Annotated in this window: 11 protein-coding genes; 9 read left to right on the top strand and 2 right to left on the bottom strand. The window is 64.8% G+C overall.

The window, feature by feature from the left end; translation table 11 throughout:
* The first annotated feature begins 111 nt into the window (after positions 1 to 111).
* The 3 genes from JOE41_RS06780 to JOE41_RS06770 all read left to right on the top strand — a co-directional run bounded on the left by JOE41_RS06780 (position 112) and on the right by JOE41_RS06770 (position 3,588).
* Entirely contained in the window at positions 112 to 1,056 is a 945-nt protein-coding gene (locus JOE41_RS06780) for a carbohydrate ABC transporter permease (protein ID WP_011693153.1), read from the top strand.
* A complete protein-coding gene (locus JOE41_RS06775; RefSeq protein WP_011693152.1) occupies positions 1,046 to 1,990 on the top strand; it encodes a carbohydrate ABC transporter permease in 945 nt (314 codons plus the stop codon). Before JOE41_RS06780 ends, JOE41_RS06775 begins: the two co-directional genes overlap by 11 nt.
* 236 nt (positions 1,991 to 2,226) lie before the next feature.
* Positions 2,227 to 3,588, top strand: a complete 1,362-nt coding sequence (locus JOE41_RS06770) for an ABC transporter substrate-binding protein (protein ID WP_209751633.1) — start codon at positions 2,227 to 2,229, stop codon at positions 3,586 to 3,588.
* 156 nt (positions 3,589 to 3,744) lie between these two features.
* On the opposite strand, the gene JOE41_RS06765 is transcribed toward JOE41_RS06770, so the two are convergent.
* Positions 3,745 to 5,760: a beta-galactosidase gene (locus tag JOE41_RS06765; RefSeq protein ID WP_209751631.1), complete on the bottom strand. Its 2,016-nt coding sequence runs from the start codon at positions 5,758 to 5,760 to the stop codon at positions 3,745 to 3,747.
* Positions 5,761 to 5,943: 183 nt separating this feature from the next.
* On the opposite strand from JOE41_RS06765, the gene JOE41_RS06760 reads away from it, so the two are divergent.
* From JOE41_RS06760 to JOE41_RS06735, 6 genes are all read left to right on the top strand, one after another.
* Entirely contained in the window at positions 5,944 to 7,227 is a 1,284-nt protein-coding gene (locus tag JOE41_RS06760; protein WP_209751629.1) for an ABC transporter substrate-binding protein, read from the top strand.
* A gap of 45 nt (positions 7,228 to 7,272) precedes the next feature.
* Positions 7,273 to 8,226, top strand: coding sequence for a carbohydrate ABC transporter permease (locus JOE41_RS06755; protein WP_011693148.1), 954 nt, complete (start codon positions 7,273 to 7,275; stop codon positions 8,224 to 8,226).
* A complete protein-coding gene (locus tag JOE41_RS06750; protein ID WP_209751627.1) occupies positions 8,223 to 9,152 on the top strand; it encodes a carbohydrate ABC transporter permease in 930 nt (309 codons plus the stop codon). The genes JOE41_RS06755 and JOE41_RS06750 overlap by 4 nt, the downstream gene beginning before the upstream one ends.
* 6 nt (positions 9,153 to 9,158) lie before the next feature.
* On the top strand, positions 9,159 to 9,785 hold the full coding sequence (locus tag JOE41_RS06745; protein ID WP_209751625.1) for a Poxvirus protein I5: 627 nt from the start codon (positions 9,159 to 9,161) through the stop codon (positions 9,783 to 9,785).
* A 59-nt stretch (positions 9,786 to 9,844) separates the two neighbouring features.
* Entirely contained in the window at positions 9,845 to 11,122 is a 1,278-nt protein-coding gene (locus JOE41_RS06740; RefSeq protein ID WP_011693145.1) for an MFS transporter, read from the top strand.
* 185 nt (positions 11,123 to 11,307) lie between these two features.
* Positions 11,308 to 12,597, top strand: coding sequence for an ABC transporter substrate-binding protein (locus JOE41_RS06735; RefSeq protein ID WP_209751623.1), 1,290 nt, complete (start codon positions 11,308 to 11,310; stop codon positions 12,595 to 12,597).
* Between the two features lie 59 nt (positions 12,598 to 12,656).
* Here JOE41_RS06735 and JOE41_RS06730 read toward each other — a convergent pair whose 3' ends face one another.
* Complete coding sequence (locus JOE41_RS06730; protein ID WP_209751622.1) at positions 12,657 to 14,711, bottom strand: DUF6807 family protein; 2,055 nt, start codon at positions 14,709 to 14,711, stop codon at positions 12,657 to 12,659.
* Positions 14,712 to 15,029 lie beyond the last annotated feature (318 nt).

The following is a 15,029-nucleotide window of genomic DNA, read 5'->3' as shown; positions in this document are numbered from 1 at the left end:
GGCCACGATGACCAAAGGAGACCACATGGCCGCTAAACACATCCCCAGGGCTACGCGCCCGGCACACATGCCGGCGGCAGCGGGCCTGCTCTGCCGGACGGAGTTGACGCAGTGAGCGCCATTAGCGAACTCAGCTCGATCTCCCGCCGCAAGGGCAAAGCCACCGCTGAGGAGAAGAAGGCCAACGGCCGCGACAACAAGGCTGCCTATATCTTCCTGCTGCCATGGCTGGTGGGGCTCGTCGCCATCACCATCGGCCCCATGCTGATGTCCCTGTACCTGTCCTTTACGGACTACAACCTGCTCCAGCCGCCGGAATGGACCGGACTGGACAACTTCACCCGCATGCTCAGCGACGCCCGGCTGCACAATTCGCTGCGGGTGACGTTCACGTACGTCTTCGTTGGCGTACCGCTCCAGCTGGCCGTCGCGCTGTTGATCGCGCTGGTTCTTGATAAAGGCCTGCGCGGACTGCCGTTCTACCGTTCGGTGTTCTACCTGCCCTCCCTCCTGGGCGGCTCAGTGGCTGTGGCCATCCTCTGGAAGCAGATCTTCGGCACCACGGGCCTGGTGAACCAGGTCCTGGCCATGTTCGGCGTCCAAGGGCCCGGCTGGATCTCGGATCCCAGCACTGCCCTGGGGTCGATCATCCTGCTGCACGTCTGGACGTTCGGCGCTCCGATGATCATCTTCCTGGCCGGCCTGCGGCAGATCCCGGTCATGTACTACGAAGCGGCCAAGGTCGACGGTGCAAGTACGCTGCAGCAGTTCCGGCGGATCACCATGCCGATGCTCAGCCCCATCATCTTCTTCAATCTGGTGCTCCAGATCATCGGCTCATTCCAGTCATTCACCCAGGCGTTCATCGTCTCCGGCGGCAATGGCGGTCCTTCCGATTCGACGATGTTCTTCACCCTGTACCTCTACCAAAAGGGCTTCGGCCAGTTCGACATGGGCTACGCCTCCGCCATGGCCTGGTTCCTGCTGGTCATCATCGGCGTGTTCACCGCCATCAACTTCATCGCTTCTAAGTATTGGGTTTTCTATGACGACTAAGCTTGAGACGCTGCCCGCTCCGGACAAGAAGACGCCCGGTGCCGGCAAGCCTACGAACCGCAAGCCCAAGGTGCGGGAGTCCAGGGGGACCCTGGCGTTCAGCCGGACGCAGCGCAGCAAGGCGCTGATGAAGCACGCCATCCTGATCGTCGCCGGCGGCCTGATGATCTATCCGCTCCTGTGGATGGTGGTGTCCTCGCTGCGGCCCAACGAGCTGATCTTCCGTGAGCCGGGACTGTGGCTGAACAGCCTGGAAATGGGCAACTACACCGATGGCTGGTCTGCCCTGACCCACCCGTTTGGCCACTACATGCTCAACTCGGCGATCGTGGTGCTGGGATCCATCCTGGGGAACCTGATCTCCTGCTCCATGGCGGCCTACGCCTTCGCCCGGCTGCAGTTCACCGGCAAGAAGCTGTTCTTTGGCATCATGCTTTTGACCATCATGCTGCCATTCCACGTGATCATCGTTCCGCAGTACATCCTGTTCTCGCAGATCGGCTGGGTGAACACCTTCTGGCCGCTGATTGTGCCCAAGCTCCTGGCGACGGATGCGTTTTTCGTGTTCCTCATGGTGCAGTTCATCCGGGGCATTCCCAAGGAGCTGGATGAGGCCGCTAGGATCGACGGCGCGGGGCACCCCCGCATCTTCCTGCGGGTGATCCTGCCGCTGATGGTGCCGGCCCTGGCCACCACCACCATCTTCACATTCATCTGGACGTGGAACGACTTCTTCGGGGCGCTCATCTACCTGACTGATCCGGACATGTTCACCGTTCCGGTGGCGTTGCGGGCCTTCGTGGACTCGCAGTCCGCCACGAGCTGGGGTTCGCTCTTCGCGATGTCCATCGTGTCCCTGCTGCCGGTGTTCCTGGTGTTCCTGTTCGGGCAGCGCTTCCTGATCAAGGGAATCGCGACGACGGGTATCAAATAAGCCTGCCGGCTCACGTCTGCGCGGGGTGGATGGGCGTTCGTCGCCCGTCCACCCCGTTTTTGTTGGGCGGCCGCTTAATCAGCAGGCCAAACGCTAAATCAGCAGGCCAAACATCTTGTAATACAAGTCGCTTGCTTGTAGCATCAGTGTTGAGAAAGCGTTTTCTCGTCAACTTTCCAGCTCACTCAATGTCGAACTCAATCAGCTTTCAAGATCAAAGAAGATCGGAGAATCCAGTGCCGCTATTTTCCCGCCCTGCCTCAGCCGCCAGTCGTGGCGTAGCAGAGGCCACATCCGCCCGGGCCGGGCGGAGGCTTCGCCGAACCGGCGCAGTCGCCGCAGCTGCCGCCGTCGTCCTTGCCCTCAGTGCCTGCGGCGGGGGAGCCGCCCCGCAAAGTGCCGACGGCAAGGTTGAACTCCGCTTCTCCTGGTGGGGAGGAGACAAGCGGGCGCAACTGACGCAGGCCGCGATCGCGGCCTTCGAGGCTGAGAACCCGAACATCAAGATCAAGCCGGAGTTCGGCGACTGGAGCGGTTACTGGGACAAGCTCGCCACGCAGGTTGCTGCCAACGACGCCCCGGACATCATCCAGATGGACGAAAAATACATCACGGAGTACTCCAGCCGCGGCGCCCTGCTGGACCTTTCCAAGTACGACATTGACACGTCAAAGTTTGACGAAGCCGCCCTCAACGCCGGGAAGAGCGAGGACGGCCTGACGGGAATTGCCGCCGGCATCAACGCTGCAACCATCCTGGCCAACCCGGCAGTCTTCAAGGCCGCAGGCGTTGCGCTGCCTGACGACAAGACCTGGACCTGGGAGGACTTCGAGCGCATCGCTGCCGAGGTCACTGCGAAGTCGCCCAAGGGCACCTACGGCGCTGCCGCCTACGGCACCGATGAAGCCTCGCTCGGCGTATGGCTGCGGCAGAACGGCAAGTCGCTGTACACCAGCGACGGCAAGCTGGGCTTCGAGCCGGGGGACATCGCCGAATGGTGGGCGTTCCTGAAGGAACTTAGCGAGAAGAAGGCCGTGCCCTCAGCCTCGGAGGTGGTTGAGGCCGAGGCGGCACCGCTGGACCAGAGCGGCCTGGCGACAGGCAAGAACGGGCTCGCGTTCTGGTGGTCCAACCAGCTGCCGGCGCTGGAGAAGGCTGCCGGCGGAGAACTTCAGATCCTGCGGTTCCCGTCCAAGACCGGCAGCTCCGCGGACGCCAAGCTTTGGTACAAGGCCTCGCAGTTCTGGTCAGCTTCTTCACGCACCAAGCACCCGGAAGAAACCGCGAAATTCATCAACTTCCTGGCCAACAACACCAAGGCCGGCGAAACCCTCCTGGCCGACCGCGGCGTTTATCCCAACTCCGATGTCCGGGCGGCAATCGCACCCAAGCTGACCCCCGCCGACATCAAGGTGGTCAAGTTCATTGACCAGATCAAGGGCGAACTTGGCGAGGCTCCGGAACCGCCGCCGAAGGGCGCGGGTGCCATCCAGGAAATCGTCAAGCGCTACACCTCGGAGGTTCTCTTCAACCGGCTGTCCACGGAGGAAGCCGGCAAGAAGGCAGTCGATGAAATGAAATCAGCCATCAGCAACTAGAACGCAGGGCTGAATAGCCGGAAAAACCCGGGGCCTGTCCGCAGCGCCTGACCTTTTAGGCCAGGCTCTGCGGACAGGCCTTTGTCATGGTGCGGTGGAGCGTCCCGGCCGGACCGCCTGGGCTGCCTTAGGCCGCCCAAGCCTTCCCGTTCCGGGTCAGTCCTCCGCGATCACCGCCACGCCGCCAGCCGGAACCGTGCCGGTGAACCGCTCGCCGGACAGCAGATCTGCCCCTGCCGCGCGGACCGTGGCATCGGCGCGTGAGTGGTTGATGGCGAAGATGAAGCTGGTGCCGTCGCCGGTGCGGCGTCGCGTCAGTTCTACGCCCTGGTCCGCCTCCGCCACTGCGGAAACTCCGGAATCAGCGAGCAGCCGGTCCACCAGCGCCTCGATGCCGTCGCGGTCCGGGAAGGTGGCCAGGTACCAGGCCGAGCCCGTTCCGACGGAGCGCCGGGTCAGGGCGGGGACGCCCTCCAACGGGTATTCAGTGAACGTCTGTACCGGTTCAGCCCCGGCCAAGTGCACGTGCTCGCTCCATACCGTGCCCACTCGGCCGTCGCTGAGCTTGGCCGTGGCACCGGTCAGCAGGGGGTGGAATTCCTCCACCCTGATGCCCAGCAGCTCCCGGAAAGCGCCCGGGTACCCGCCGAGGCGGATGTGGTCCTGTTCGTCCACAATCCCGCTGAAATAGCTCACCAGGACTGTTGCGCCGGCGCGGGCAGCCGATGCGATGCTGGCGGCAGCCGGGTCGGTGACGTTGTACAGGGTGCACACCAGCACCAGGTCGTAGCCCTCCAGGGAGGCGGAAGGGTGCACAAAATCCGTCGAAACCCCGCGCAGGAACAGCGAGCGGTGGAAGGCGCGCATCAGGTCCAGGTACTTCACGTCCTGGCTGGGGTGGGAATCGAGTTCGCTGGCCCACCAGGCCTCGTAGTCGAAGACGATGGCCACGCGCGACTCAACGCGCGATCCCCGCACCGCGGCCAGCTTCCGGAGTGCGGCGCCGAGCCCCACCACCTCGTGGAAGATGCGGGTGTCCCGTCCGCCGTGGGGCACCATAGCGGAGTGGAACTTCTCCGAACCGGCGAAGCTCTGCCGCCACTGGAAGAACATAACGGCATCAGCGCCGCGGGCCACGTGCGCCAGGGAGTTGCGCAGCATTTCGCCGGGCATCTTGGGCTGGTTGCGGGGCTGCCAGTTCACTGCCGACGTCGAATGTTCCATCAGTATCCACGGGTCACCGCCGGCAACGCCGCGCGTGAGGTCCGCACTGAACGCAAGTTCGATCTGACGCTCCGGATCGGCGGCCACGAGGTAGTGGTCGTTGGCGATCACGTCCAGGTCCTTGGCCCAGTCGAAGTAGTCCATGGATTTGGTGGCGCTGGAAACCATGAGGTTGGTGGTGGCAGGCACCCCGGGCGTTACGTCGCGCAGCACTTCGAGGAGGGCGCGGTAATAGTCCATCAGGGCCCAGGAGCTGAAGCGCTGGAAGTCCAGCTGCTGCCCCGGATTAAGCGTGGACGGCGCCGCCGCTGGCGGCAGGACCTCCTCGAACGAGGAGTAGTGCTGGGACCAGAACGCCGTTCCCCACGCCGCGTTCAGGGCATCGATGCTCCCGTACCGACGCTCAAGCCAACGGCGGAAGGCAGTGGCATCCTCGTCGCCGTAGAACTCCGAAACGTGGCAGCCGAGTTCGTTGTCCACGTGCCACAGCGCCAGTGCCGGGTGGTCCTTGTAGCGCTCTGCCAGCACCCGGGTGATGCCGGTTGCGTACCGCCGGTAAACGGCCGACGACGGCGTGTAGTGCCGCCGGGAGCCCGGCCCCAGCACGGTTCCGTCAGCGGTGACCGGGAGGATTTCCGGGTGCTTGCGCACCAACCATGCCGGGGGCGCGGCGGTTGCGGTCGCGAGGGCCACCTTGATGCCTGCTGCTGCCAGGTTGTCCAGGACGTCGTCCAGCCAGCCAAAATCGTAGTCGCCCTCGGACGGTTCCAGCAGGCCCCAGGAAAAAATGCCCACGCTGAGGAACGTGACGCCGGCTTCCTTCATGAGGTCCAGGTCCTCCAGCCGGGTGCTGACAGGCCATTGCTCGGGGTTGTAGTCGCCCCCGTAGGCGATACCTTCGAGGCTGCTCCACACTGCGGGTGGAGTGGGATTTTCCTGGGATGACATGTGACTCCTTCGTCGAGGCCGGTGCACGATCATGGCATGAAAGCAGATGTTTGGAAAACGCTTGCCCAAATGTGGGAATGAGGATATTGTATCGTTTCAGAAAGCACGTGTAAGACAGGTCACTACCCTCGTCGAAGAGAATCACAGGGAGTCGGGCTTACACAACCGAGCAAGGAGGCTCTAATGATCAGCAGAAGGAATTTCCTCACCACCGTGGCGCTGGGCACCGCATCTGCCGCTGCCCTGGCTGCGTGCGGACAGTCCGCTCCCGCACAGACCGGATCGGCGCAGAATCCTGTCACCATCAATTACACCTGGTGGGGCAACGATGACCGTGCCGCCCGCACCCGCAAGGCCATCGAACTGTTCGAGTCGAAGAACCCCGACATCAAGGTCAACGGCAACTTCACCGACTTTGCCGGCTACTGGCAGAAGCGCGCCACCGAAGCTGCCGGCGGCGGCCTGCCTGACGTGATGCAGTGGGACCTCTCCTACCTGCGGGACTATGGCCAGCGGAACCAGCTCCTGGACCTCGGCACCGTAAAAATTGACACTTCGGGCTTCGACAAGTCGCTGCTGCCGTCCGGCCAGATCAAGGGCAAGACCTACGGCATCCCCACCAGCACCAACGCTTTCGCCGTCTACTACGATCCTGCCAAGCTCAAGACCCTCGGCGTTTCCGAGCCCGACGGCAGCTGGACCTATGACGAATACAAGGCCTGGCTCAAGGAGGTCGGCGCCAAGGGCAACGGCACCATCTTCGGTTCCACGGACTTCACCGGCATCTGGTGGCAGTTCAACATCTGGCTCCGCCAGAAGAACATTGAAGCCTTCACCGAGGACGGCAAGCTCGGCTTCAGCAAGGACGACCTGAAGACCTGGTGGAACATGGCTTCGGACCTGCGCGGTACCCCTGCCCTGGTCTCCGAGGAACGGGTCACCCAGCTGGCACCCAAGTCGCCTTTCGGCTCCAACGTGACCGTTGCGGAAAACACCTGGGACAACTTCATGGCCGGCTACCTCGCGGACAGTGGCGCCAAGGAACTGAAGATTGTCCCCGTTCCCTCCGACGACCCGGACAATCTGGGCCTGTTCCTCAAGCCCTCGATGCTCATGGTGGCCAGCGCCAAGACAAAGTTCAAGGATGCCTCCGCACGCTTCATCGACTTCATGATCAACGACCCCGAGGTGGGCCAGATCTTCAAGACCTCCCGCGGCGTTCCCGCCTCGAAGACACAACGCGACGGCACCACCTTCGAGGGCACCGACAAGATCGTGGTGGACTACGAGAAGTCCATCGAAAAGTACCTCAAGGATGCACCCGAGCCGCCCATCGTCGGTTTCGGCACCCTGGAAGCCTCCTTCAAGCGCATCAGCTCGGACCTGAACTTCGGCAAGCTGACCGTTGACTCGGCGGCCGACGCCTGGTTCAAGGAAGCCGAAGACCTCATCAAGCAGAACGCCTGAGCAGCGTATTGTCTGCCCGACGTTCACAACTGACGGAATGCACTCGTGACTCAAATCCCAACCCTGAGTAGGCGTTCGACGTCGTCCACCCCACCGCTGCCGCGCAAGTCGCGGCAGCGGGGGGCGGATGCCCGCGCCGGCTACACCTTCCTGCTGCCCTGGCTGCTGGGATTCATCGCCCTGACCGTGGGCCCGATGATCTCCTCGCTCTACCTGTCCTTCACCAACTACAACCTCTTCGAACCGCCCAAATGGATCGGCCTGGACAACTACACCACCCTGTTCCAGGACGAACGGTTCCTGCAGTCGGTGGGCGTGACCCTGTCCTACGTGGTCTTCGGCACCCCGCTCAAGCTCGCCGCCGCACTGGCAGTGGCCATGCTGCTGAACAGCAAGCGCAAGGGGCAGGGGTTCTACCGCTCGGCGTTCTACGCCCCCTCCCTGATCGGCGCGTCCGTCTCGATCGCTATCGTCTGGAAGGCGATGTTCGGCGACGCCGGCCCGGTGGACCAGGGCCTGTCCTTCTTCGGGATCAACCTCGGCGGCTGGGTGGGCAACCCCTCCATGACCATGCCCATGATGATCCTCCTGACCGTCTGGCAGTTCGGCGCCCCGATGGTGATCTTCCTCGCCGGCCTGAAGCAAATCCCCGCCGACCTCTACGAAGCCGCCTCCATGGACGGTGCCGGCCCGGTGCGGAAGTTCTTCAACATCACCTGGCCCATGCTCTCCCCGGTGATCTTCTTCAACCTGCTGATGGAAACCATCCACGCGTTCCAGATCTTCGCCTCGGCCTACATCATCTCCAACGGTGAAGGCGGCCCGGCCGGGTCCACCCTCTTCTACACCCTCTACCTCTACCTGCGCGGCTTCTCCGACTTCCGGATGGGCTACGCCTCGGCGATGGCCTGGCTCCTGGTGATCGTGGTCGGCATCATCACGCTCATCTTCTTCAAGACCTCCAAGTCCTGGGTCCACTACAGCGGTGATTCGAAATGACAACCATGGCAACACCCACCCAACCGAAAGCCGGCGGCACCGTCCCCGCTCCGGCACCCGACTACAACCCGAAGTCCGAGTCCGTGGGTGCCAAGCGCGCCAAGAGCCTCATCTTCCACATCGTGGCGCTTGCCCTGACGGCCATCGTCCTCTACCCGGCGCTCTGGATGGTGGCCTCATCCTTCAAGCCGAACGCTGAAATCGGCGGCACCAACACCTCCCTGTGGTCCAGCAACTTCAGCTTCGATAACTTCACCACCGCCATGGAGGGGATCGGCGGGGTGTCCACCCTGCAGTTCTTCACCAACTCGCTGGTCCTGGCCATCGGCGCCGTCGTGGGCACCATCCTCTCGGCCAGCGTTTCCGCCTACGCGTTCGCGCGGATCAAGTTCCCGGGCCGCAGCGCGCTCTTCGGCATGATGATTGCCACCCTGCTGCTGCCGTTCCACGTGGTGATCATCCCGCAGTACATCATCTTCCAGCAGCTGGGCCTCGTGGACACCTACATCCCTCTGCTGATCGGCAAGTTCCTCGCCGCCGACGCGTTCTTCGTGTTCCTGATGGTCCAGTTCATGCGGAACCTGCCGGCGGAACTGGATGAAGCGGCACGCATCGACGGCGCCGGCCACGTCCGGATCTTCACCTCGATCATGCTGCCGCTGATGAAACCTGCCCTGATTTCGACGTCGATCTTCTCCTTCATCTGGAGCTGGAACGACTTCCTGGGCCCCCTGCTCTACCTCAACACCCCGGAAAAGTACCCGCTGCCACTTGCCCTGCGCCTCTTCGTGGATCAGACCCAGTCCTCTGACTACGGAGCCATGATCGCCATGTCTGTCCTGGCCCTGCTGCCGGTGTTGATCTTCTTCCTGGTCTTCCAGCGCTACATTGTTGAAGGCGTCTCCACCCAGGGCCTCAAGGGCTGACAGGAAATGAGCATCATGGACAGCACCACACCCGCGTCAGGCCACGACGACCGTATCCCGGTAAACCGCTTCGCCCTGTTTTCCGAGACCCTCCTGGCCGGAGTGCTGGTGCTGGTGCTGTCCATTCCGCTGGTCACCATCCCCGCCGCCTATGCCGCCGGCATTGCGCACCTCGAACGCCACCTTTCCGGCAGGGATGACTCCCTCCGCGCCCTCTGGGACACCTTCCGTTCGGCGCTCCCGGGCAGCTGGAAGATTGGAATCACGACGGCGGCAGCCGCCGTCGTGATTGTCCTTAACCTGTTGCTCGCATGGGTGGGGCAACTGCCGGGCCGGGAAGTGGTCCTGCCGGCAACCCTCGTCCTCGCTGCCGCCGCAGCCGTCCTGCTGCTGCGCACCGCTGCTGCATGGGCTGACGTTGCGGGCAGCCCGGCTCCAGGCATCGCCTGGACAGCGGCCATTGAGGCCGCCAAGACTATTTCGCTCCGCGACTGGACGGGTTCCCTCCTGCTGGCCGCCGCCCTCTTCGCCGGAGTTGTGTTCGTCTGGATGCTGGCAGCCCTGTTCGTTGTGGTTCCCGGCACCCTGATCCTTGCCTCGGCCGCCGTCAAGATGCGCTCGGCACGCGCGTAGCACCACCAGCGCCACATCCCGTTCCAGCAGGTCCACTTCACTACCGAGTTGAGCCAGACGTGTCTTCCGACCGCACCCAGTCCGCCGAGTCCCTCCAAAACGCAAGACAAGCATCAGACGGGCCGCTGCGTTGGTACCACCCGCTGGCGCAGCGCAACTACCGGCTCTTCATCGCCATTCAGCTCGCAGGCAGCACCGGCGTCTGGATGCAGCGCCTGGCCCAGGACTGGCTGGTCCTGCAACTGACAGGCAGTCCCGCCGCCGTGGGCGTGGCGGTGGCGCTTCAGTTCCTGCCCATGCTGGTGGTGGGCCCGCTCAGCGGCATCCTGGTGGACCTGTTCCCGAAGCGCCGCATCCTGCTGATCTGCCAGTCCATCACCGCGCTGCTGGCCCTGGCCCTCGCGGCCCTCGACGCCGGCGGCGGCATCACCGTCTGGGCCGTGTACGCCTGTTGCGTGGCGCTGGGCATCACGTCCGCCGTCGATGGTCCGGCCCGCCAGGTGTTCGTGAACGAGGTGGTGGGGGACGCCGCACTGCGCCCCGCGATCGGGTTGAACAACGCGATCGGCCAGCTCGGCGCGATGGCGGGACCCGCCCTCGGCGGCCTGCTGATCGCCAAGGCAGGTTCCGCAGCTGCCTTCGCCGCGAACGCTGCGGTGTGCCTGGCGGTTATTGGCTTGATCGCAGCGATCCGGACTTCCCGGCTCTACCCCGGCCCGCCGCCTCTCCGGGGCCGCGGGCAGGTCCTCGCTGGCTTCCGCTACGTCCGAGGCCGGCCTTCCCTCCTGCTGGTGATGCTGCTGGCCGGGCTCCTCGGCGCGTTTGGCATGAACGGGCCGGTGGTACTGGCGGCGTTCGCCGAAGATGTGTGGCACAGCGGCGCGGCGGGCTTCGGCATCTTCAATACGTTCAGCGCCGCTGGTGCCCTTGCGGGCGCGCTGTTGGCCGCGCGGCTGCGGACTTTGGGACGGCGGGGGATCGTAGTGAGTGCCGGGCTGTTCGGGCTGACCCAGCTCGTGGCCGCGCTCATGCCCACGCAGGAGCTGTTCGTGGCCATGCTGGTCCTGGTTGGGGTCATGACGCTGCTCTTCCTGACCAGCGCGGCCACCACCGTCCAGCTGGAGGCCGGCGCGGAAGTCCGCGGGCGCGTCCTGGCGCTCTACCTGCCGCTGCTGCTGGGCGGCCACGCCCTCGGCGGGCTGCTGGCCGGCTGGCTGACGGAAGAGTTCGGTGTCCGTGCCGGCCTCGTTGTGACGGGCGCTCTCGGCATGCTCTCCGCCGCAGTCATCGGGCTGCTGATGTGGCTGAACGCCCGACGGCGGGCTGCGGCTGCCTGACCAGCAGGCACGTTTTTCTGCCGCCATTTGCCGGTAACGGCCGCCAAGCGCGGGCCATTCCGGCCAAAACCGGCAAAAGGCAAGCTACTCCTTGACTGTGACGCGGCGCACATTTAGGGTAGGTGAGAAAGCGTTTTCTCGCCTAATCGAATCCCGCCAAACCCAGCCGTCACAGAGGACATCGAATGATTTTTCGCGCCCTGAAATCCCGGACTCCCAAGATTGCGGCGGTGGCAGCCGCCCTCGCACTGACCCTCTCAGGCTGCGGGGGCGGTGCGCAGTCCGAAGCGGGCGGCCCGGTGACCCTGCGGTTTACCTGGTGGGGCTCGGACGTGCGGCACAAGATGACCCAGAAGTTGATTGACGCGTTCGAGGCCAAGAACCCGAACATCAAGATCGAGGGTGAATACGGGGAGTGGTCCGGCTACTGGGACAAACTCGCCACCCAGGTGGCATCGCAGCAGGCCCCGGACATCATCCAGATGGACCTTCAGTACCTCGGTGAGTACGCCAAGCGCGGGGCGCTCCTGAACCTGAAGGACGTGGATCTGTCCAAGTTCGACAAGGCTGCAGCCGATGCCGGCAAGACACCGGAAGGGCAGTTTGCCGTGACAGCCGGCATGAATGCGCTGGTGGTAGTGGCCAACCCCGCACTGGTGTCCGCCAGCGGCGTGGCCCTGCCGGACGACGAGTCCTGGACCTGGCAGGAGTACGAGAAGACGGCTGCAGACATCACGGCCAACAGCAAGGCCGGCATCTACGGTTCCGGATCAATCACCGGCGATGCATCGTTCAATCTTTGGTTGCGCCAGCATGGCAAGTCCCTCTTCTCTTCGGACGGAAAGTTGGGGTTCGATGAGGCTGACGCCACGGAATACTTCGAGTTCCAGGCCGGCCTTCGCGATGCGAAGGCGGTGCCGCCGGCTTCGGTCATGACCGAAGAGGCCACCGCCGCGCTGGACCAGACGGGACTGGCCACGAACAAGTTCGCCATGGGCTGGCTGTGGTCCAACCAGCTCGGCGCCCTGACCAAGGCCTCCGGCCAGGCGCTGGAAATAAAGCGCCCGCCGAGCACCGACGGTAACGCCAAATCGGCGCAGCAATACTACAAAGCGTCCCAGCTCTGGTCCGCAAGCTCGCGGACCAAGCACCCGAAGGAAGCCCAGCAGTTCATCGACTTCCTGTCCAACAGCGTCGAGGCCGGCGAAATTGCGCTGGCTGACCGCGGCATCCCCGGCAATACCGAAGTGCGCGATGCCATTACGCCCAAGCTGAGCGCGGCGGACGCCGCCACGGCCGCCTTCATCAACGACATTGCGGATGAAGTGGGCGATGCTCCTGTCGTCCCGCCGGCAGGGTCCAGCCCGGCCTCGGAGATCCTCACCCGCTTCACCACCGAGGTCCACTTTGGCAGGGTGAGCCCGGAGGAAGCCGCGAAGAAGTCGATGGAGGAACTCAAGAGCGCACTGAGCTAGCGCACTCGGTCAGCTCATTCAGCCAACGCGGTGCGGCTGTTCCGGCCTGGCGTGCCAGGTCACCGGTGATCGGCCAATACCGCAGCTTCCGCGGGGGACAGCGTGCCGTCGGCGATCCACACCGTGAAAGAGCGCCGGACGGATTCTCCCGCGGCGAGGATCACGGGCCGGTCCCAGGCCAGGGCGGAGCCCACGCCGGGGTAGCCGGACAGGCGGACGAACCAGGGGTCCGGCGCCTCGGCAGGGGCGGCGAACACCAGGCTGGCCGCGCCGCCGGGGAAGGTCCCTGTCCAGGCCAGCCACGGCGCGGCGGCGCCGTGGACAGCTGCCTCGCCCTGCCGGTCGGCAGTAAAGACATTCACGGCGGAACACGCGGGCAGCCGCCAGAAGAACCCGCCGTAGCCGCTTCCGGCGGCACCGTTGGAGCCAGGACCACCCAGCGAAGCGTCGACGACGGCGGTAAGTTCCGTTGCCAGGTCCAGCCGCCAGGTGCGGGCGTCCACCCGGCCGGCGCGGACGGTCCGGTGCTCGCGCAGCAGTTCGAGGCCGTCCGGTGCCTGCCAGCTGAGTTCCTGGTGGAACGAGTCGCCGCCCGGCGGTCCGGGCTCTGCGGACAGCTGCACGATCCGGCCGTGGTCCGGGTGTTCCTCATATCGCCCGGAAGCGCGGGTGTAGGTCTTCCCGCCCCAGAAGTTCGTGCCGTTCACATCCTGCAGGGCGATGCCGGCGCCGAGGTGCCACGGGTGGTCCGCCGGTAAGTGGTCGGTGACGATGACGCCGCCGAGCGAACGCACCGGATGCAGGTAGGGGCGGGGAGAGAGCCGGGCTGCGACGCCGGAGCCGTTCCGCAGGGTGGCCAGCGCAGTGGCGCCGCTGTGCGCGCCGGTTGCTGCTCCGCCGTCGTGCCCGGCGTCCTGCACGGAAAGCGACAACGTATCCGCATCATCAGCCGCCGGCCGGGCCCAGGGCAGGCCCAGTTCGCTGAAGGTGGCGTGCGCCGCCGTCGCGCGTTCCAGGGCATCTTCGATACCGGAGACCACGGCGTGGGCCGAGTCGCCGTCGCCCACCCACTCCAGGTGCTGCCCGGCGATGAGAGCCGGGGCTTCGGCGGTGCGGATGGCTTCCAGCACCCGCATGAACGCGCCGCTGTCCGCGAGCGAGCTGATCAGCGGCGCGCGTCCGTGCTGGTCGTGGCGGCGGTGCCGCAGATGGTCCAGCAGGTTCCCGGTGAGGTCGTCCCGGCCAAACACCTCGTGGCGTTCGCCGGCTGCGGTGCTGACGCTGAGGCGGTCTTCGGTGTAGTGGAACACCGCGGTTCCTTCGCTGCCCTGCAGGGTGACGTACGGTTCCACAGACTCCGTGGCGCAGAGGGTCAGCGCGCAGGTGACGGGAAGGCCGGAGGCGGTGCGTACGCGGATGACGGAGGTGTCGTCGGATTCGATGTCGTTGGCCCGGTAGAGGTCCGTTTCCACGGAGGCGAGGTCGCCCACGGTCCGTGCGCCGGCGATCCTCAAGGCAGTGGCGATGGCGTGCGCCAGCGGGTTGGTGGCCACGCCGTCCACGACGTCGACGCCGTCCAGGCTTCGCTTCCCGGCCCAGCGGGACCGCTTGTAGTACGCGCGGTCCCGCACCCAGCGGCCGGTGGCGGAGATTCCCAGGAGGGTGCCGATTTCGCCGGCGTTGAGCAGGTCCTCGATCGCCTTGAGGGCATGGGAGCCGAGGCTCTGGAAGCCGACCTGGACACTCTGTCCGGCAGCCGCAGCGGCCTCCTGCAGCCGGTTGAAGTCGGCCAGGGAAGCGACCGGAGGCTTTTCCAGGTACAGGTCGGCGTGGGGGAGGGCCGCGAGCGCCAAGGGTGCGTGCGTCTGAATGGGCGTGGCCACAATGACGAGGTCGAGTTCCGGTGTCGCGGCCAGGAGGTCGTCTAGATTGCCAAAGACTGCCGTTTCGGGAGGGAGAGCGCCGCTGGCCGGGGGATTCGGGTCGGCAACAGCCACGAGGGTAACGGCCCCGTCCTTCTGGAGCCTTTCGAGGTTGCGGAGGTGGTGGGTTCCGAAGCCGTGGACTCCCACCAGCGCAACCCTCGCCGCGGCGGAGATGACCGTGCGTTCCATTGTGGGGATTTTGCGTTCTTCCGGGACTGGCGCGGACAGGGTGCCCATGGCTCTCCTCTTCTGTCCCCGGGACGGGGTATTGACGTCGGTGTCGTTTGCCGGAAATCGCCGGGCGGAGGCCCGCTACCGGGTGCTATCAGCGTAGGCCGGTTCGGCCCGCTGACAATTGTGGTAAGCGCTTTCCAAATTGCTCTCGCCATCAGTCTAACCCCAGCGGGTTCATTATGTAACGATTCAAAATTCACCTTGACCGCCGCTTCAAAAGCGTCTAGATTTTCGAGAAACCGCTTACTAACGTGACGTGGACCACTGCGGGCC

Origin of the sequence: Arthrobacter sp. PvP103 (assembly GCF_017833075.1) — a bacterium.
In the GTDB taxonomy this organism is placed as follows: Bacteria; Actinomycetota; Actinomycetes; order Actinomycetales; family Micrococcaceae; genus Arthrobacter.
Note: the sequence above shows the minus strand (reverse complement) of the source record. Positions and strands in the feature narration are given on the sequence as shown.

Bases quoted from the DNA above. Each gene is read 5' to 3' on its own strand.
- JOE41_RS06775 (WP_011693152.1), top strand. From the start codon at position 1,046: ATGACGACTAAGCTTGAGACGCTGCCCGCTCCGGACAAGAAGACGCCC.
- JOE41_RS06765 (WP_209751631.1), bottom strand. From the start codon at position 5,760: ATGTCATCCCAGGAAAATCCCACTCCACCCGCAGTGTGGAGCAGCCTC.
- JOE41_RS06760 (WP_209751629.1), top strand. From the start codon at position 5,944: ATGATCAGCAGAAGGAATTTCCTCACCACCGTGGCGCTGGGCACCGCA.
- JOE41_RS06750 (WP_209751627.1), top strand. From the start codon at position 8,223: ATGACAACCATGGCAACACCCACCCAACCGAAAGCCGGCGGCACCGTC.
- JOE41_RS06745 (WP_209751625.1), top strand. From the start codon at position 9,159: ATGAGCATCATGGACAGCACCACACCCGCGTCAGGCCACGACGACCGT.
- JOE41_RS06735 (WP_209751623.1), top strand. From the start codon at position 11,308: ATGATTTTTCGCGCCCTGAAATCCCGGACTCCCAAGATTGCGGCGGTG.
- JOE41_RS06730 (WP_209751622.1), bottom strand. From the start codon at position 14,711: ATGGAACGCACGGTCATCTCCGCCGCGGCGAGGGTTGCGCTGGTGGGA.